This is a genomic window from Bradyrhizobium sp. SZCCHNR1015 (assembly GCF_032489875.1).
Classification (GTDB): Bacteria; Pseudomonadota; Alphaproteobacteria; order Rhizobiales; family Xanthobacteraceae; genus Bradyrhizobium.
Window position 1 is genome coordinate 56930 of record NZ_JAUEYW010000022.1, and the last position, 16865, is coordinate 73794.

The following is a 16865-nucleotide window of genomic DNA, read 5'->3' on the forward strand; positions in this document are numbered from 1 at the left end:
CATCGCATGCGACCGCGGGAGGCTGCTCTGACCAACGCAACACGCCGTGGCGTTCTCGGCCTGCTCTCGGCGGGCGCAGCGCTGCTGACGCCGCCGGCCCGCGCAGCGTCGGAGACGGCTCCCGCGTCGGCGAATGCCGACGAGGCCTGCTTCCTGACGCCGCAGTCGGAATCCGGTCCCTATTATCTCGATCCCAAGCTGGTGCGCGCCGAGATCGCCGAGGACCGGCCGGGCGTGCCGCTCAGGCTGCGCCTTCGCGTCATCGAGGCCGGCACCTGCGCGCCGGTACCAGGCGCGCGCGTCGACATCTGGCACTGCGACGCCCGCGGCATCTATTCGGGCTATCCCGGCCAGAGCGACACCCACAAGCTCGACCAGAGCGGCAAGACGTATCTGCGCGGCACCCAGATGGCCGATGCCGCCGGCTGGGCCGGCTTCAGGACGATTTATCCCGGCTGGTATGCCGGCCGTGCCACCCACATCCACTTCAGGGTGTTTGTCGACGAGACCACGGTGCTGACCGGACAGACGTTCTTTCCCGAGGCGCTGAACGAGTTCATCTACACCAACGTGCCCGACTATACCGGACGGCCAAAGCAGAGGCTCGTCATCAATGCCAATGACCGCGTCGCGACCGAAGCCGATCCCGAACACCGCGCGCATTGCGCGGTGAAGGAGGAGCGCGACCATTATCTCGCGACCCTGACGCTCGCCGTGAGCCGCAACCCGGCCGCCGCGGTCGAGATGCCCACCGGAAAGCTGCCGCCGGCGCCATGGATCAAGGACCGGCTCGCGGCGCTGGTGCCCGGGCTCAAGCGCAGCCCGTTCTGATCAATTCGGCTCGGTGAACTGATAGGCCAAAGCGGCGAGCGGCAGCGCCGTGCCGAGCGCGGCGGCGGCTGTCCAGCCGCCATGGGCGTATGCCCAGGCACCGAGACCGGAGCCGGCGGCGCCGGCGACGAAGAAGGTGGTCATATAGAGTCCGTTCAGCCGGCTGCGCTGGCCGGCGCCGAGCACGAACAGCACGCGATAGCCGAGGATCAGGCTGAGCTGCGCGCCGCAATCGATCGCGATGGCGGCGATCACCAAAGTCGCCAGCGACCAATGGGTTCCGAGCGGTGCCGCCAATGTCAGCGCGAAGCCGAGCGCGCACATCAGCATCGAGGCGATCGTCGCCGGCCGGGTCCAGCCGCGGTCGGCGATGCGGCCCGCGACCGGCGCCATGATCGCGCCGGCGACGCCGGCCAGCGCGAACAGCGCGATGCCGGTCTGCGACATCCGGAAATCGGGCCCGGCCAGCAGCAGCGGGGACGTGGTCCAGAACACGCTGAAGCCGCCGAACAGCGCGGCCTGGTACAGCGCACGGCGGCGCAGCGCCGGCGTGTCGCGATAGAGCTCGACCATCGAGCCGAGCAGCTGGCCGTAGCTCAGCCGCGCCTGCGGCTCGCGCGGCGGCAGCGCGAGGCGCAGCACGACGGCCAGGATCAGCATGGCGAGCGCCGAGGCCGCATAGATGACGTGCCAGGACGCATGCGCCGCGACGAAGCTCGCCAGCGGCCGCGCCAGCATGATGCCGAGCATCAGGCCGGTGGTGACGTTGCCGACGGTGCGGCCGCGGATCGCCTCCGGCGCCATGTGCCCGGCATAGGGGATCAGGATCTGCACCGCGACCGAGCCGAAGCCGATCAGCAGCGCCGAGAGCAGGAACGTCGACGGGCTCGTCGCCAGCGCCGCGCAGCCGAGCGCGGCCGCGCCGACGATGATGGTCGTGATGACGAGCTTGCGGTTCTCGATGAGATCGCCGAGCGGCACCACGAACAACAGACCCGCGCCGTAGCCGATCTGGCTCATCGTCACCAGCAGTCCCGCGAGCTGCGGCCGCAGCCCGAGGTCGGCGCTGATCGGCCCGATCAGCGGCTGCGCGTAATAGATGTTGGCGACGATCAGCCCGCAGGAAAAGGCCAATAGCAGCGTGATCCAGGCCGACAGCGAGTCGCCGGAATCGGACGTGATGGTGGTCAACGTGGATCTCTCTCGGGGAGGAACGGCAGGCCATAGGGCCCGATGAGAACGGAGGCTGTCGAGCTGCGATTTTGCATCGCAGCATTCAAGCCCGACATAGGTGCTGAGGTCCCCCGCTCCAATTCACGTCTGCGTGGGCGCTGCATCGAGCAAGTCCGCAATCAAAGGCGAGCGCGCTCGACGAGGCCCTGGCGACGTCGAGCCCGCGCCGGCTACTGCGCGCCGTGCGCCTCCGTCTCGGTCTCCGCGGTCCGCCGGCCGCCGATCAGCCGTGGCAGCAGCATCGGCACCTGCCGGCGGTAGCGCTGGTAGGTGTCACCGAACTGGGCGACCAGATCGCGCTCCTCGAGCTGCAGCCCGACCAGGATGTAGGCCGTGCTGAGGGCGGCGAATAGCAGGTGGCCGACCGACATCTCCGGCGTGGCCCAGAAGGCGAGCAGGAAGCCCAGCATCAGCGGGTGGCGCACCAGCCGATACAGCAGCGGCGTTCTGAAAGGCTGCGCTGTCCCGGCGCTGCCGCGGAGGGCGAGCACGGCCTGGCGCAGGCCGAACAGGTCGAAATGATCGATCATGTAGGTCGAGGACAGCGCGATGATCCAGCCGAGCCAGTGGAGGCCGGTCAGCACGCCCGCGGCGGCACCCTCGACGTGCCAGACCGGATTCGGGATCGGACGCCATTGCCAGAACAGCAGCAGCAGGATCAGGCTGGACAGCAGCACATAGGTGCTGCGCTCGGCGGCGGCCGGAATGATGCGCGTCAATGCGCGCTTGAAGGCCGGCCGCGCCATCACGCTGTGCTGGATCGCGAACAGCGCGAGCAGCAGCACGTCGACGACGACGGCCTCGGTCACGGCGCTGGACACGCCGACGTCGATCGACTTGGTCGTGAGATAGTTGTAATTGCAGACGAAACCGACCGCCCATACGAACGACCCAAGAAAGACGGCATAGCTCGTGATGGCGTAGAGCATGATGAGGAGGCGTCCGGACATGAATGTTTCCTTGTTGCATCGAGGACGGCATGGCCGTGATCGAGACGCCCGATCCTGGGATCGGTCACGTCTCGTGCGAGCCTGAGCCCTTACCAATCGACCGTCCCCCGAGCGTCCCCCGGACGCAGCCATGCAGGTCGCATCCCGATGGTTCAGTTCCGCGTCCGGACATTTGGCTTCCCCGAGCTGCATCGCGACGGTCAGCCATGCCCGCTGGCGCTGCGCAAGGGCCTCGCCCTGCTGGTCTATCTGGCGGAAGCCAAAGGCCCCGTCGCGCGGGACGTGCTGGCGACGATGCTCTGGCCCGAGAGTTCGGAAGAGGTGGCGCGCGCAAGGCTGCGCCGCCTGCTGCACCGGCTCCAGCTCACGCTCGGCGACGGCTGCCTCACCATCGATCGCGCGACGGTTCGATGGGCCGCCGCGGTCGAGCTGGAGGTCGACTCGGGGCTGTTCGAAACGGCCTGCGACCGCGGCGAATTCGAGCTGGCCTGCCGCCTCTATTCCGGCGACTTCCTGGACGGCTTCACGCCCGGCGACTGTCCGCAGTTCGAGGAATGGGCGTTCTTCCGGCGTGAAGCCCTGCGCGGCCGGGCAGTCCAGGCGCTGGAGCGCGTGGTGCAGGACCGAAGCGCGGCCGGTGATCATGGCGCCGCCACGGTCCATGCCGCACGCCTCGTCGCGTTCGATCCGCTCAGCGAGGTCTATGGCCGCGCCCTGATCCGCAGCCTGCTGCTGGCCGGCGACCGCGCCGCCGCCGAGCGCCATCTCGGCGCCCTGACACAGCGGCTGCGCGACGAGCTCGGCGTGCCCCCCGAGGCGGAGACGCTGGCGCTGCTGGCGCAGGGCGTCGCGGCCCACGGCGAAAGCGCGCCGCCGACGCGCTATGTCCTCGGCGACGGCGTTCATCTCGCCTATCAGACCTACGGCGCCGGTCCGCTGGACATTCTGCTGCTGCCCGGCTTCGTCTCGCATGTCGAACGGATCTGGGAGGAGCCGCGCTGCCGGGCCTTGCTGTCCGCGCTCGCCAGAATCGGCCGTCTGATCCTGTTCGACCGCCGCGGCATCGGGCTCTCCGACCGGGTCGGTTTCAGCCCGAGCGTCGAGGCGACCGCGCGCGACATCGCGACCGTGCTCGACGCCGCCGGCAGCCGGCGCACGGTGCTGCTCGGCGCCTCCGAAGGCGGACCGGCCTGCATCACCTTCGCGGCCGACCATCCCGAACGTGTCGCCGGGCTGATCCTGTTCGCCTCGCTCGCCAAGGGCAGCGCTGCGGCCGACTATCCGCATGCGCTGCAGGCCGGCCAGTACGGCATCTGGCTGCGGCAGCTCGTGGCCGGATGGGGCGGACCGGCCGGCATCGAGACGTTCGCGCCGAGCCTGGCCGGCGATCCCCAGGCGCGCGCCTGGTGGGCCGGACTGCTTCGCGCAGCATCCAGCCCCGGCGCCATCAAGGGCCTGCTCGAAGCCTTCAGCGATATGGACGTGCGCCACCTGCTCGCACGGATATCCGCACCGACCCTGGTGCTGCACCGTCGCCACGATCGCGCGGTGGTCGTCGGGGCCGGGCGGCATCTCGCCGGCCAGATCCGCCACGCACGTTTCGTCGAGCTCGACGGCGCCGACCATTGGATGTTCGCCGGCGACCAGAGGCCCGTCCTCGCCAGCATCGAAGCCTTCCTCCGCGGTCTGCCATTGTAAGCAGGATCGCCGGACTGGCAAAATGGACGTCGTCCGGTGCCCCAGGAGGACTCGATCGCCATGGCCGAGGATGCAGCATTCCATCGCGAGCAGACCCAGGTCGCCGCCGGCATGGCCGCAGCCGCGCTGATCGCGATCGCGGCCATCGGCGTCGCGCTGTGGCGAGGCGACGGCCCTGCGGAGCCCGCCGCAGAGCGCCTCGCCATCGCGCTGCGGCTCGATCTGTTCGTGATCGTCTGGCTGCTCGCCGCGATCGGCAATGTCGCCCGGCTGCGTTTCTTCTCGGCCCAGGACATCGCCGGCAGCGCGACCACGGTCGCGAGCGATGCGGTCCGCAGGGGAAATGCGATCCTGCAGAACACGCTGGAGCAGGCCGCGCTCGCGGTCACGGTGCATCTCGGCCTGGCGGCGACGCTGCCTCATCCCGCGCCGCTGCTGCTCACGCTCGTGATCCTGTTCGGCCTCGGGCGGCTGCTGTTCTGGCTCGGCTATGCCTGGGGCGCGGCGGGCCGCGCCTTCGGCTTTGCGCTCACCTTCTATCCCACAGCGTTTTCGCTCATCGTCGGCCTCGCCGTCGTGCTGACGGGACGCGCGGCCTAGCAAGGCGCGCCCCATGGCGCGCGAGCACTTCGAGGTTGCAAAAATGCGGCATCACGGCATGCTGACGCCGATGCCCGAGAAAGCCCCTCCTTCCAACGATACGCCGCCGGACACGCCGCACTATCACGGCCACCGGCAGCGGCTGCGCGAGCGCTTTCACAGCGCCGGCCCCGACGCGCTCAACGACTACGAGCTGCTGGAGATGGTGCTGTTCGCCGCGCTGCCGCGGCGCGACGTCAAGCCGCTGGCGAAGGCGCTGCTGAAAACGTTCGGATCGTTCGCCGAGGTGATCCACGCGCCGGAGCCGCGGCTGCGCGAGATCGACGGCGTCGGCGACGCCTCGATCACCCAGCTCAAGCTGATCGCCGCCGCCGCGCACCGCATCGCCAGGGGCGAGGTGCGGCAGAAGCACGCGCTGGCGTCCTGGCAGGACGTCATCACCTATTGCCGCACCAGCATGGCGTTCGCCGACAAGGAGCAGTTCAGGCTGTTGTTTCTCGACAAGCGCAATCAGCTGATCGCCGACGAGGTGCAGCAGACCGGCACCGTCGATCATACGCCGGTCTATCCGCGCGAGGTGATCAAGCGGGCGCTCGAATTGTCGGCCACCGCGATCATCTTGGTGCACAACCATCCCTCGGGCGATCCGACGCCGTCACAGGCCGACATCCGGATGACCAAGACGATCGTGGAGATCGCCAAGCCGCTGGGAATCACGGTTCACGACCACATCATCGTCGGCAAGAACGGCCACACCAGCCTGAAGAGCATCGGGGTGATGTGAAGGCTACGCGGATGCGATGACCTCCTGCCCGACGGCGGCGCAGCTCCGAGCGGCATTTGCGATGCCTCGTACGGCGAAGGCGGCTCAGGCTATGTCAGCGCACCCGCGTCCTCGAGCGCCGGCAGGTCGTGCACGATGATGCTGCCCTCGCTGATCGTCAGCATGCCACGATCGCGAAACTGCGCCAGGATGCGGCTGACGTGAACGGTGGTAAGGCCGACCGTGTCGGCGATGTGCTGCTGGCGCAGCGGCAGCGAATATCTTCGAGATTGATCGAGCCGGCCCGCGTTAGCCCGTCTCATCAGGCTGAGAATGAGAAAGGCGATCCGGCCTTCGGCGGGGCGCTGTCCCAGAACGCTCGCGAGCTCATACGCGTCCGACCTCTCCTGCAAGAGCAGCTCGAACCCGAGCGCCACCAGGGAGGGATCAGTCAGGCACTTCCTGCGCAAGGCGCCGGCGTGGAAAGCGCAAACTTGGACATCCGAGAGCGACTTGACGGAAAAATCCGCACGCGACGGCACGTTCGAGAAGATCATCCGGACGGACGCAAAATCTCCCGTGAACAGGAACTTCACGATCTGCCGCCTGCCGTCGCTGAACGGCAGATAGCGGAACGCCCATCCACTGCAGAGGACGATGATGTCCGAGTCGGTTCCTACGGGATGGCCGGCCGCGACTGTGAAGAAGCGTTGATCCAGCTCCTTGAAAGCCGCTCGATCGCCGCACGACGCAAAGATAGCTCCGCAAAATCCCTTGTCGCTGGCAGGACAAGAGGCACATCTCGTCGGCGGTCCGATGTCCTGTCTCCCCATCAGGGGCGCTTCTCTGTGCGCATCACGGCAGCATTAAATCAGGAACGATCCCGAGCACAAGTGCATAACATTCGTTAAACGCCGAAGCGCAAATCTTAAGAAGATTCCGCCACTTTCGTCGATGTTAGCTGGCTCGCGAACGACGCGAATCTCCCCTGCTAAGGGCCGAGATGCTGTCGGCTGAATTAGTTCAGTGTGCCGGAAGGTTCGACGGCAGGTCGTTCGTTCGAGCCGTCCCCTTCTCTGCCGCCGGTAGATGCGTACAGCTAACAACCCGCAAATACCATCATCGAATTCGCTCCCATCTGGAAGGACTCCGCTCGATGTTCGCTCGCAAGACCGCTGGAGGCGCAGAGGCTCAACTCGCTGCCATCAGCCGCTCCCAAGCCATGATCGAATTCGACATGGACGGCACTATCCGAACGGCGAACAAGAACTTTCTCGACGCACTTGGCTACCGTCTCGAGGAGATTCAGGGCAAGCATCATTCGATGTTCGTGCCCGCGGATCAGCGCGAGAGCGCGGACTATCGCGCGTTCTGGGCCGCGTTGAATAAGGGAGACTTCCAGGCTGCGGAATTCAAGCGGATCGGCAAGGGCGGCCGCGAGGTTTGGATCGAAGCCTCGTACAATCCGGTTCTCGACGCCAAGGGCAAGCCCTGCAAGATCGTCAAGATCGCCATCGACATCACGGCCAAGAAGATCGCCCACCTCAAAGACAGTGGCAAGATCGCCGCGCTCGACCGCTCTCAGGCCGTGATCGAGTTCAACATGGACGGCACGGTCACCACGGCCAACGAAAACTTCCTGAAAGTCATGGGTTATGAGTTACGGGAAATCCAGGGCAAGCACCACAGCATGTTCGTCGAGCCCGCCGAGCGCGACAGCGCGGCCTATCGCGACTTCTGGGCCAAGCTCAATCGCGGCGAATACCAGGCGGCCGAGTACAAGCGGCTCGGCAAGAACGGCAAGGAGGTCTGGATTCTCGCGTCCTACAATCCGATCCTCGACGAGCGGGGCAAGCCGTTCGCGGTGGTCAAGTTCGCGACCGACGTCACGGCCGCGAAGCTGAAGACCGCCGATCTGGCCGGCCAGATTGCGGCGATCGGAAAGTCGCAGGCGGTGATCGAGTTCAACATGGACGGCACGGTGATCACGGCGAACGACAATTTCCTGGCCGCGCTCGGCTATGCACTCGGCGAAATCAGCGGCAAGCACCACAGCATGTTCGTCGAGCCAATCGAGCGCGACGGCGCCGGCTATCGCGACTTCTGGGCCAAGCTCAACCGGGGTGAATATCAGGCCGGCGAATACAAGCGGATCGGAAAGGGCGGCAGGGAGGTCTACATCCAGGCGTCGTACAATCCGATCCTCGATCTGAACGGCAGGCCGTTCAAGGTCGTCAAATACGCGACCGACGTCACGAAGCAGGTTCTGGTGCGAATGGGCAACGAGCGCGTGCGCGGCATGATGGAATCGGTTGCGGCCGGCGCCGAGGAGCTCAACGCCTCCGTGCGCGAGATCTCCGAGGCCATGACCAAGTCGCGGGAAACCGCGATGGGCGCAGTCGATCGCGTCGGGGCGGCGGACACCCAGGCGCAGCATCTCTCCGCCGCGACGCAAGCGATGAGCGGCATCGTCGAGATGATCGACAACATCACCGGGCAGATCAATCTGCTGGCACTGAACGCGACGATCGAATCCGCCCGCGCCGGCGAGGCCGGACGCGGCTTCGCCGTCGTGGCCTCCGAGGTGAAGAGCCTCGCCAATCAGGCCAAGCACGCCACCGACAAGATCGGGCAGGAGATCGAAGGTCTCAACAACATCTCGGGCGAGGTGGTGCTGGCGCTCGGCGAGATCAAGCAGGCCATTCACAATGTGAGCGAGTATGTGACCTCGACGGCGGCAGCCGTCGAGGAGCAGAGCACGGTGACGACCGAGATGTCGAACAGCATGCAGCGCGCGGCGAGCGAAGCCGCCAAGATCGCCGCGGGATAGACGAGCGGGATAGACGAAACGTCGGGCCGGTTTGAACCGGCCGTCTTCCCGCGCCGGCTAATGCTGGCGAAGCGTGGAGAGGAACGACGGATGCGCGCGGCCTTCATCGGACTGATCCTGGGCGTCCTGCCCCTCACGGCGGCCGCCGCCTACGACGCCAACGATCCCGCCAATTGCAATGGCGTCGGCTGGGATGATGCGCGGCCGCTCGTCGTGGCCAAAGTGAGCGGCCAGCCGCGGGTGAACTTCGTCAAGAGCCCCTATGACGACGGCTTCAAGGCCGCCAGCTGTCCCGCTGCGACCGACGCCTGCCGGAAGAAGGCTTACCTCGTCCGCGACGACCTCGTGCTGGTCGACAGGACCCGCGGCGCTTTCGTCTGCGTCAGCTACCAGCAGCCGCATGCGAAGGCACAGATCTGGACCACCGGCTGGTTGCCGCGCGCTGCCCTCACCGCCGTCGAGCCGATGGCCGCGCCGACGACAGCCGACTGGACCGGAAGCTGGGAGCACCCTGGAGGGGGGCTGACGATCAGGAAAGAGGCCGGCAACCGGCTCCGGATCGAAGGCGATCAGGTGCTGCCGGCCGGGCGCGAGTTGCGCAACGGATCGCTCGGCGCCACGGCAGAGCCGAAGGGCGGCCTCATTGCCTTTGTCGACGACGGCAGCACGCCGTTCGAGCGGCCGAATGCCGGCGACGAGTGCCGCGTGCGCCTGCAGCGAATCGGCGCGCTTCTGCTGGTCGAGGACAACAATGATTGCGGCGGCGCCGGCGTCAGCTTCACCGGACTCTATCATCGCAAATAGCCGCCGACGGCTTACGCCCAGCGGCGCGCCATCGCCACGCAGACGACGACGATTCCGGCTGCGGCAATCATCGTTGCCGACACCGGCTCATGCAGCAGCAGGCTCGCGAAACCGAGGCCAAGGAAGGGCTGCAGCAGTTGCAGTTGGCCCACCGTCGCAGTGCCGCCACGGGCGAGCCCGCGGTACCAGAAGGCGAAGCCGACGAACATGCTGAAGACGGAGACATAGGCGAGGCCCAGCCACGCCGCGGCCGTGATGTCACGGGATGCGGCGGGCAGCGTCAGCACCGCCATCAGCAGCATCAGCGGCGCGGACAACAGCAGCGCCCACGAGATCACCTGCCAGCCGCCGAGCCTGCGCGTGAGCATGGCGCCCTCGGCATAGCCCAGGCCGCAGACGATGATCGCGGCGATCATCGCGAGATCGCCGATCGGCGACGCGACGCCATCCTGCGACAGGGCGAAGCCCGAGACCGCCGCAGCCCCGAGCGCAGCGAACAGCCAGAACAACGGCCGCGGCCGCTCGCCGCCGCGCAGCACGCCGAACAAGGCGGTCGACAGCGGCAGCAGACCGACGAACACGATCGCGTGGGCCGAGGTGATGTGCTGGAGCGCCAGAGCGGTGAGCAGCGGAAAACCGATGACGACACCGAGCGACACGACTGCCAGCGACACCAGATCGCGCCGGCCGGGGAGCGGCTGACGCAGCAGCATGAGACAAAGCGCGGCCAGCACGGCCGCGAGCGTCGCGCGTGCGCCCGTCAGGAACAGCGGCGAAAAACCCTCCAGTGCCGCCCGCGTCGCCGGCAGCGAGCCGCTGAAGATCGTCATGCCGACGATGCCGCTCCCCCAGCCTTCGATCGATCCCTTCATGCACGGCTCCTCCTCGCAGATCCCATAGCCCGACCAGGCTTGTTGCGGCAGCGACAGACCGATACAATTTCCACAATCTGTATTGGTGCAAAGGGCGACACACTTGGGAGAAGTGACGCGCGATTTCCGCCGGGGCGGCACGCGGACCATCGCCGTGGTCGATGCGATCCGGCAGCGCCTGGCGACGCGCGCGCTCAGCGCCGGCCAGCGTCTGCCCTCGATCCGCGCCTTCGCCGCGGCGATGGGGGTCTCGCCAGCCACCGTCGTCGAGGCCTATGACCGACTTGCCGCGGAAGGCGTGATCCGCGCCCGGCGCGGCTCCGGCTTCTATGTCGCCGATACGGCGCTGCCGCCGCTGGCCCTCGGCGATCGCGAGCCGCGCCGTCCGCGCGCGGTCGACCCGTTTTGGGTGTCGCGGCAGTCGCTCGACGCCGGGCCGGGAACGCTGACGCCCGGCTGCGGCTGGCTGCCGGCCGAGTGGATGCCGCAGGACGCGCTGCGGCGCGCGGTCCGCGCGCTGGCGCGCGGCGGCGGGCGGGTGCTGAGCGACTACGGCGCTGCACGCGGATCGGCGGCGCTACGGCGGTTGCTGCAGGGCCGCCTTGCCGCTATCGGCATCGACGCGTTCAGCGAGCAACTGGTGCTGACCTCGTCCGGTACGCAGGCGATCGACCTGATCTGCCGCATGCTGCTGCGTCCCGGCGACGCCGTGCTGGTCGACGATCCCTGCTACTTCAACTTCCTCGCCCTGCTGCGCGCGCATCAGGCGCGGATCGTCAGCGTGCCGATGACGCCGGGCGGACCCGACATCGCCCGGTTCGAGGCAGTGCTCGCGGCCGAGCGCCCGCGGCTCTACATCACCAATTCCGGTCTGCACAATCCGACCGGGGCGACGCTGTCGCTGCAGACGGCGCACCGGCTGCTCAACGCCGCGTCAGCGCATGACACGATCATCGTCGAGGACGACATCTACGGCGATTTCGAACCCGCGCCGTCGCCGCGGCTCGCCGCGCTCGACGGGCTTGCGCGGGTGATCCTGGTCGGCAGCTTCTCCAAGACACTGTCGGCCTCGGTGCGCTGCGGCTACATCGCGGCGCGCGCGGACTGGATCGAGCCGCTGATCGACCTGCAGATCGCGACCGGCTTCGGCGGTCCCGGACAATTCGCCGCGGAGACGTTGACCCAGGTGCTGACCAGCGGCAGCTACCGCAAGCACGTCGAGGACCTGCGGGCACGGCTTGCGCGAGCGCGGCCGCGGGTGGCGGCACGGCTGCAGCGCATCGGTATCGCCCCATGGCTGATGCCACGCGGCGGCTTTCATCTGTGGTGCAGGTTGCCGGACGGCTGTACGGCGATCGAGGTGGCCCAGGCCGCGCTCGAGGAGCACGTGGTGCTCGCGCCCGGCGACGTCTTCAGCGCGGCGCAATCCGCCGCGACGATGATGCGCTTCAACGTCGCGCATTGCGAGGATCCGCGCGTCATCCAGGTGCTGGAGCGCGCAACCAAGTCGCCGGCCGCGCGTTCATCGCGCGGCCAAGCGGCCAATTCGGCCGACGGATAAGGCTTAGTAGCAGTAGCGCGGATGCGCGCGAACCCAGGAGCCGTCGCCGCGTTGCAGATAGCAGCCGTTGCGATAGGAATAATAACCGCCACGACGGCGCTCGCCGTCGGCCGCGATGGCAGCTCCGGTGCCGGCCCCGATCACCGCGCCGATCGCAGCACCACGGCCGCCGCCGATCGCGCCGCCCAGAATCGCGCCGCCGGCGCCGCCGAGGATGGCGCCACCCAGCGCGTCCTGCGCGGCAGCCTGATGCAGCGGCGCTGCGACCGAAAGCATGAGCAGCGCGGCAGCGCCAAGGCGGGTGGCGAAAGGAATCCCCAGACGTCGGATCATGAACAGGTCTCCGTTTCGGGCACGCTATTCCACCCGGCGGGGCCGTTCTTGATGCAGATCAAGGCGACGTCAAGGCGGGGGAATCCCGGACGTTGCCAGTGACGCATCATGCTGCCGCGCGCTGATCCTGCGTGCGGTCCTCGATGATGCTGAGCAGATATTTCGGCTCGCCCTCACCGATCGAGACTGGCAGCCGGCGCACGACGATGTCGCGCGGACCGTTTCCGGGCGTGAGAATGCTATGGGCTCGCGGCTCATCGTCGCCGCGCCCTGCGAGCTGTTCGCGGGCGGCTTCCTCGAGGATCGCGCCGGTCGGCGGGGAGAACAGCTCGGCCGGCGTGCGGCCGATGATGTCCGTGCGTGGCACGCCGAACAGACGCTCGGCGGCGCGATTGACGAACATGTAACGCAGCGACTGCGCCTCCTTGGCCAGCACCGCCTGCGGGATGTTCTCGAGCAGTGCGGCGAGGAAGTATTCGGCGCGCGCGAGCTTGCGCTCGGCCCGGCGCTGCGCGGTGAAGTCCTCGTGCGTGGCGATCCAGCCGCCGCCATCCACAGGGCGTTCCGAGATGCGGATGATGCGGCCGTCGGCGAGCTCGACCTCGAAGATCTCGGCCCGGCGCTCCTTCATGCGCTCGCGGAGCGCGGCGAGATATTCCGACGGCTTCTCCCGCAGCAGACCGACCTTGGCGCGATGCGCGAGGATCTCGCGCACATGTGCACCGGGTTTTGCGATCGAAGCTGGAACGTTGTACAGCCTGCGGAACTGGTCGTTGACCATCAGCACGTAGCCGAAGCTGTCGAGCATGATCAGGCCCTGGGCCATGTTGGCGACCGCCGCATCGAGCCGCTGCTGGCTGCTGATCGCGCCCTGCTCGAGCTGCTCGTGCTGGCGCAGGATGTCGGTGTACTGGCGCTCGATCTCGACCTCGTGCTGCTCGAGCTCATGCAGGCGGAATGCACCGTCCTGATAGGTCGCGACGGCCTGCGCGACCCGTCCGATCTCGTCATGGCGCCGCGCGTGCGGAATCTTGAGCTTGATGCGGCCGGCGGCGATGCGGTCGGTGACGCGGGCGATGTCGAGCAGCGGCATCAGCACGCCCCGGCGCAGCGCCAGCGCCGCGGCCGCGATCAGCGTGATGATCACCGCTCCGAGCGCCCCCAGATAGAACGCGGCCATGCCGCGCGCATCGGCCGTCTCGCCGAGCTCGCGGGTGCGGTCGGCATAGAGCCGCGACAATTTCTCGAGGTCCTCGTTGAGCGCGGTGCGCACCGCGCGATTCTCGTCATTGTCGCCGAGCTCGCGCGCCGCGGACGATCCGACCGAAATCGTCTGCCGCGCCATCTCGGTGCGGAATGCGACGAATTGTTCGATCCGCTTCTTGAATGGGGTGAACAGCGCGGCGTCACCGTCGGTGACCTGGGCTTCCCACTCCTCCACCACCTTGCTCAGCTGCGCCAGCTTCACGAGCTGCGCATCGGCATAGCGCCGCGCGACGGTGCGGTCCGCCGACATGTAGATGCCGCGCGATTCCATCACGACCGCGTAGATCAGCGCGTTGGTCCGCTCGGTGTTGCGGGACGCCGCGGCAAGCGCTTCGAGCCGATCGTAGAACAGGCGCTGCTCGCGCAGCGCCGACAGCGCGCCCAAAGTGGACAGCATCACCAGGACGGCGAATGCGGCCGCAGCCGCGGAGATCTTGTCGTTCAGGCTGAACGACGGCAGCGACCTGTTGAACCGGCGCAATAGCTCACGCATGGCGGGCTCCCTGGGTGGAGTACAACCATCAGACGCACAATGCGTAAACAACAAGTTCCGATGCGTGGAACCAGCGCGCAACCAGTCGTTAACCAAACGGTGCCGGAACAGACGTGCCCGCCGCGCAGCAGGGCCTCAGCGGCGCGCGGCTCGCCTTACTGCCTGAGCATGATCAGCGGATTGGCGCTGTCGGGCACGAGCCGCCACTGCGCATTGTCGTCCGCTTCGAACCGCCAGGTCTCGCCACGGTCCGACATCAGCATCATCTGGCCATGCTCGAGCCGCCATTGGCTCGGTGCGAACGCCGCGACGGCGGGATCGCATTTCGGCTTCACGAACACCTGGAAATTATCATTGCCGGCGTCGTTGTTGGTCAGCACCAGGCTGCAGATCGTGGCGCCGTTGCCGCGGACCATGGCCCAGTCGCCGATCATCTGGTCCATGGATTTCGCCAGCGACCGCGCCGCCGCCAGGTTCTGCAGGATGTAGACGCCCTCGCCCTGACGCAGGCCTTCGAAGATGCCGGCCTCGACCTCGGTGAAATCGATCACCGCCTCGCCATTGGCGGCCTGGAGGCTGACGATGTCGAGGCCCTTCACGTTCCAGCCGGCGATGTCCTTGGTGAAGGGCAGCGCCGTGGCGCAGCTCGGCTCCAGCTCGAGCTTCTGCCCGCGCGGCGCGACGTCCGGCTTCAGGGTCACGACGCAGGTCTTGCTGCGCTCGGTGGTCGCGAGCTCCCACTGCCCGATCATCGCCTTCTTCAGGCTGGCGGCGTCTTGTGCGACGACAGGGACGCCCGCCACCGACAGCAGCGCGATCAGCAATGGGAGCGGACGTTTCATCGGCGACCTTTCACCGGCGTTTCCGGAACGGGCGTCAGCGGCGGCTTGCCGGCAAACCAGACCTTGAGGTTGTCGACCACCAGCTGATCCATTGCGTTGCGGGTTACGATGGCAGCCGAGCCGATGTGTGGCAGCAGCACGACATTGTCCATCGCCTTGAGCGCGTCCGGCACCGCCGGCTCCTTCTCGAACACGTCGAGGCCGGCGGCGAGAATCGTGCCGGACTTCAGCGCTTCGACCAGAGCCTGCTCGTCGATGACCGAGCCGCGGGCGACGTTGACGACGACGCCGCGCGGTCCGAGCGCCTTCAGCACCTCGGCGTTGACGATTTTGTTGGTGCCGGCACCGCCAGGCACGATGACGACCAGCGTGTCGACGTCCTTGGCCATCGCGAGCAGGTCGGGATAGTGTTTGTTGGCGACGCCCGCCGCCGGGTTGCGCGAGTGATAGACGACGGGGACGAGCGACGCTTCGAGCCGGCGCGCGATCGCCTGGCCGATGCGGCCCATGCCGACCATGCCAACGGTGCGGTCGCGCAGCGAGCCGACGCTGAGCGGATAGGGCTTCTCGCTCCACTCCCCCGAACGAACGAAGCGATCGGCCTTGATGAATTCGCGGCACGTCGCGATCAGGAGCCCGAGCGCCACGTCGGCGACCTCCTCGGTCAGCACGTCGGGCGTGTTGGTGACGATGATGCCGTGCTGGCCGGCATGCGCGGCTGCGATGTGGTCGTAGCCGACGCCGAAGCTTGCGATCATCTCGAGCTTGGGGAGCATCGCCATCACGGCGGCGTCGGTCTTGACGGTGTGGAAGGTCACGGCGATGCCGCGGATCCGGCCCTTCACATCCGCCGGCAGCGCTTCGAGATCGGCCTGCGTCGTCGCATGGTGCACGTTGAAGCTGTCCGGGAATCCTTTTTCCAGGATCGGCCGCAGCGGCCCATAGACCAGAACATCGATCTTGTCAGACGAAGTCGCCGCCATCAGTTGTCCTTTCCAAGCGCGCTCTCATGCCAGCGCCGTAAAACGAGGTGCGAAACTAGCGCCAGCAAGCCATAAATGACAATCCCGGCGACCGACAGCAGCACCAGCGCTGCGAACATGCGGGGTATGTTGAGACGATAGCCGGATTCCGCGATGCGATAGGCGAGACCGGATCCGGCACCAGCGCTGCCCGCCGCGATCTCGGCGACGACCGCGCCGATCAGCGACAGGCCGCCGGCGATGCGCAGGCCGCCGAGAATGTAAGGCAGCGCCGCCGGCAGCTTCAGATAGCGCAAGGTCTGCCAGCGCGAGGCGCCATAGAGCTGGAACAGCCCGGCGAGATTGCGATCGACCGAGTTGAGGCCGAGCGCGGTGTTGGACAGCACCGGGAAGAAGCCGACGATCCAGGCGCATACGACCACCGCCGTCTGCTGCGGCAGATAGATCAGGAGCATCGGCGCAATCGCGATGACCGGTGTCACCTGCAGCACGACGGCATAGGGAAACAACGCCCATTCCAGCCATTTCGACTGGTTGAACAACAGCGCCAGCGCGATGCCGCCGAGCGCTGCGGCGATGAAGCCTTCGAATGTCGTGATCAGGGTCGTCAGCAGCGATTGCGCGAGAATGTCCCAATCGGCGACAAGCGTCTTCAGCACCAGCAGCGGCCCGGGCAACACATAGGGCTGGATGCCGTTGAGGCGCACAACCAGCTCCCACGCCGTCATCGCAGCGACGAACACGATCGCGGGAAAGGCGAGGCTCGCAAGCCGCGCGCCCGAGAGGGACGATTCTCGACCCTGCAT

The 16865-nt window shown here is 67.3% G+C and carries 16 protein-coding genes; 7 read left to right on the top strand and 9 right to left on the bottom strand.

Features of this window, described 5'->3' with window-relative positions; translation table 11 throughout:
- The first annotated feature begins 27 nt into the window (after positions 1 to 27).
- On the top strand, positions 28 to 831 hold the full coding sequence (locus tag QX128_RS30100) for an intradiol ring-cleavage dioxygenase (RefSeq protein WP_316239356.1): 804 nt from the start codon (positions 28 to 30) through the stop codon (positions 829 to 831).
- On the opposite strand, the gene QX128_RS30105 is transcribed toward QX128_RS30100, so the two are convergent.
- A complete protein-coding gene (locus QX128_RS30105) occupies positions 832 to 2022 on the bottom strand; it encodes an MFS transporter (protein ID WP_316239337.1) in 1191 nt (396 codons plus the stop codon).
- 212 nt (positions 2023 to 2234) lie between these two features.
- The gene (mddA, locus tag QX128_RS30110; protein ID WP_316239338.1) at positions 2235 to 3014 is read right to left on the bottom strand and encodes a methanethiol S-methyltransferase; all 780 of its coding nucleotides are present in this window, start codon (positions 3012 to 3014) and stop codon (positions 2235 to 2237) included.
- 147 nt (positions 3015 to 3161) lie between these two features.
- On the opposite strand from mddA, the gene QX128_RS30115 reads away from it, so the two are divergent.
- The 3 genes from QX128_RS30115 (at position 3162) to radC (ending at position 6096) form a co-directional block, all read left to right on the top strand.
- Positions 3162 to 4712 (top strand): alpha/beta fold hydrolase, encoded by a 1551-nt coding sequence (locus QX128_RS30115; protein ID WP_315800518.1) that lies wholly within the window; start codon positions 3162 to 3164, stop codon positions 4710 to 4712.
- 60 nt (positions 4713 to 4772) lie between these two features.
- Complete coding sequence (locus QX128_RS30120) at positions 4773 to 5312, top strand: MAPEG family protein (RefSeq protein ID WP_315800519.1); 540 nt, start codon at positions 4773 to 4775, stop codon at positions 5310 to 5312.
- 70 nt (positions 5313 to 5382) lie between these two features.
- Positions 5383 to 6096, top strand: coding sequence for a RadC family protein (gene radC / locus QX128_RS30125; protein ID WP_315800904.1), 714 nt, complete (start codon positions 5383 to 5385; stop codon positions 6094 to 6096).
- 89 nt (positions 6097 to 6185) lie between these two features.
- Here the strand turns inward: radC and QX128_RS30130 are convergent, their stop codons facing one another.
- On the bottom strand, positions 6186 to 6671 hold the full coding sequence (locus tag QX128_RS30130) for a Crp/Fnr family transcriptional regulator (protein ID WP_316183133.1): 486 nt from the start codon (positions 6669 to 6671) through the stop codon (positions 6186 to 6188).
- 560 nt (positions 6672 to 7231) lie between these two features.
- Here QX128_RS30130 and QX128_RS30135 point away from each other — a divergent pair.
- Both QX128_RS30135 and QX128_RS30140 read left to right on the top strand, forming a co-directional pair.
- Complete coding sequence (locus tag QX128_RS30135) at positions 7232 to 8905, top strand: PAS domain-containing methyl-accepting chemotaxis protein (RefSeq protein WP_316239339.1); 1674 nt, start codon at positions 7232 to 7234, stop codon at positions 8903 to 8905.
- 90 nt (positions 8906 to 8995) lie between these two features.
- Positions 8996 to 9709 carry a hypothetical protein gene (locus QX128_RS30140; RefSeq protein WP_315800521.1) on the top strand — a complete coding sequence of 238 codons (714 nt, stop codon included), beginning with the start codon at positions 8996 to 8998 and terminating at the stop codon, positions 9707 to 9709.
- An 11-nt stretch (positions 9710 to 9720) separates the two neighbouring features.
- Here QX128_RS30140 and QX128_RS30145 read toward each other — a convergent pair whose 3' ends face one another.
- The gene (locus tag QX128_RS30145; RefSeq protein WP_316183135.1) at positions 9721 to 10581 is read right to left on the bottom strand and encodes a DMT family transporter; all 861 of its coding nucleotides are present in this window, start codon (positions 10579 to 10581) and stop codon (positions 9721 to 9723) included.
- A 103-nt stretch (positions 10582 to 10684) separates the two neighbouring features.
- Between QX128_RS30145 and QX128_RS30150 the strand changes: the two genes are divergently transcribed.
- Complete coding sequence (locus QX128_RS30150; protein WP_316183136.1) at positions 10685 to 12142, top strand: PLP-dependent aminotransferase family protein; 1458 nt, start codon at positions 10685 to 10687, stop codon at positions 12140 to 12142.
- A 3-nt stretch (positions 12143 to 12145) separates the two neighbouring features.
- Here QX128_RS30150 and QX128_RS30155 read toward each other — a convergent pair whose 3' ends face one another.
- The 5 genes from QX128_RS30155 to QX128_RS30175 all read right to left on the bottom strand — a co-directional run bounded on the left by QX128_RS30155 (position 12146) and on the right by QX128_RS30175 (position 16865).
- Positions 12146 to 12475 (bottom strand): hypothetical protein, encoded by a 330-nt coding sequence (locus tag QX128_RS30155; protein ID WP_316183137.1) that lies wholly within the window; start codon positions 12473 to 12475, stop codon positions 12146 to 12148.
- 106 nt (positions 12476 to 12581) lie between these two features.
- Complete coding sequence (locus tag QX128_RS30160) at positions 12582 to 14234, bottom strand: PAS-domain containing protein (RefSeq protein ID WP_316239340.1); 1653 nt, start codon at positions 14232 to 14234, stop codon at positions 12582 to 12584.
- A 155-nt stretch (positions 14235 to 14389) separates the two neighbouring features.
- Positions 14390 to 14986 carry an AprI/Inh family metalloprotease inhibitor gene (locus QX128_RS30165; protein WP_315800906.1) on the bottom strand — a complete coding sequence of 199 codons (597 nt, stop codon included), beginning with the start codon at positions 14984 to 14986 and terminating at the stop codon, positions 14390 to 14392.
- 86 nt (positions 14987 to 15072) lie between these two features.
- On the bottom strand, positions 15073 to 16059 hold the full coding sequence (locus tag QX128_RS30170; protein WP_315800526.1) for a 2-hydroxyacid dehydrogenase: 987 nt from the start codon (positions 16057 to 16059) through the stop codon (positions 15073 to 15075).
- The gene (locus QX128_RS30175; RefSeq protein ID WP_315800527.1) at positions 16059 to 16865 is read right to left on the bottom strand and encodes an ABC transporter permease; all 807 of its coding nucleotides are present in this window, start codon (positions 16863 to 16865) and stop codon (positions 16059 to 16061) included. The genes QX128_RS30170 and QX128_RS30175 overlap by 1 nt, the downstream gene beginning before the upstream one ends.

Bases quoted from the DNA above. Each gene is read 5' to 3' on its own strand.
- mddA (WP_316239338.1), bottom strand. From the start codon at position 3,014: ATGTCCGGACGCCTCCTCATCATGCTCTACGCCATCACGAGCTATGCC.
- QX128_RS30115 (WP_315800518.1), top strand. From the start codon at position 3,162: ATGGTTCAGTTCCGCGTCCGGACATTTGGCTTCCCCGAGCTGCATCGC.
- QX128_RS30120 (WP_315800519.1), top strand. From the start codon at position 4,773: ATGGCCGAGGATGCAGCATTCCATCGCGAGCAGACCCAGGTCGCCGCC.
- radC (WP_315800904.1), top strand. From the start codon at position 5,383: ATGCCCGAGAAAGCCCCTCCTTCCAACGATACGCCGCCGGACACGCCG.
- QX128_RS30135 (WP_316239339.1), top strand. From the start codon at position 7,232: ATGTTCGCTCGCAAGACCGCTGGAGGCGCAGAGGCTCAACTCGCTGCC.
- QX128_RS30140 (WP_315800521.1), top strand. From the start codon at position 8,996: ATGCGCGCGGCCTTCATCGGACTGATCCTGGGCGTCCTGCCCCTCACG.
- QX128_RS30145 (WP_316183135.1), bottom strand. From the start codon at position 10,581: ATGAAGGGATCGATCGAAGGCTGGGGGAGCGGCATCGTCGGCATGACG.
- QX128_RS30155 (WP_316183137.1), bottom strand. From the start codon at position 12,475: ATGATCCGACGTCTGGGGATTCCTTTCGCCACCCGCCTTGGCGCTGCC.
- QX128_RS30160 (WP_316239340.1), bottom strand. From the start codon at position 14,234: ATGCGTGAGCTATTGCGCCGGTTCAACAGGTCGCTGCCGTCGTTCAGC.
- QX128_RS30165 (WP_315800906.1), bottom strand. From the start codon at position 14,986: ATGATCGGGCAGTGGGAGCTCGCGACCACCGAGCGCAGCAAGACCTGC.
- QX128_RS30170 (WP_315800526.1), bottom strand. From the start codon at position 16,059: ATGGCGGCGACTTCGTCTGACAAGATCGATGTTCTGGTCTATGGGCCG.
- QX128_RS30175 (WP_315800527.1), bottom strand. From the start codon at position 16,865: ATGCAGGGTCGAGAATCGTCCCTCTCGGGCGCGCGGCTTGCGAGCCTC.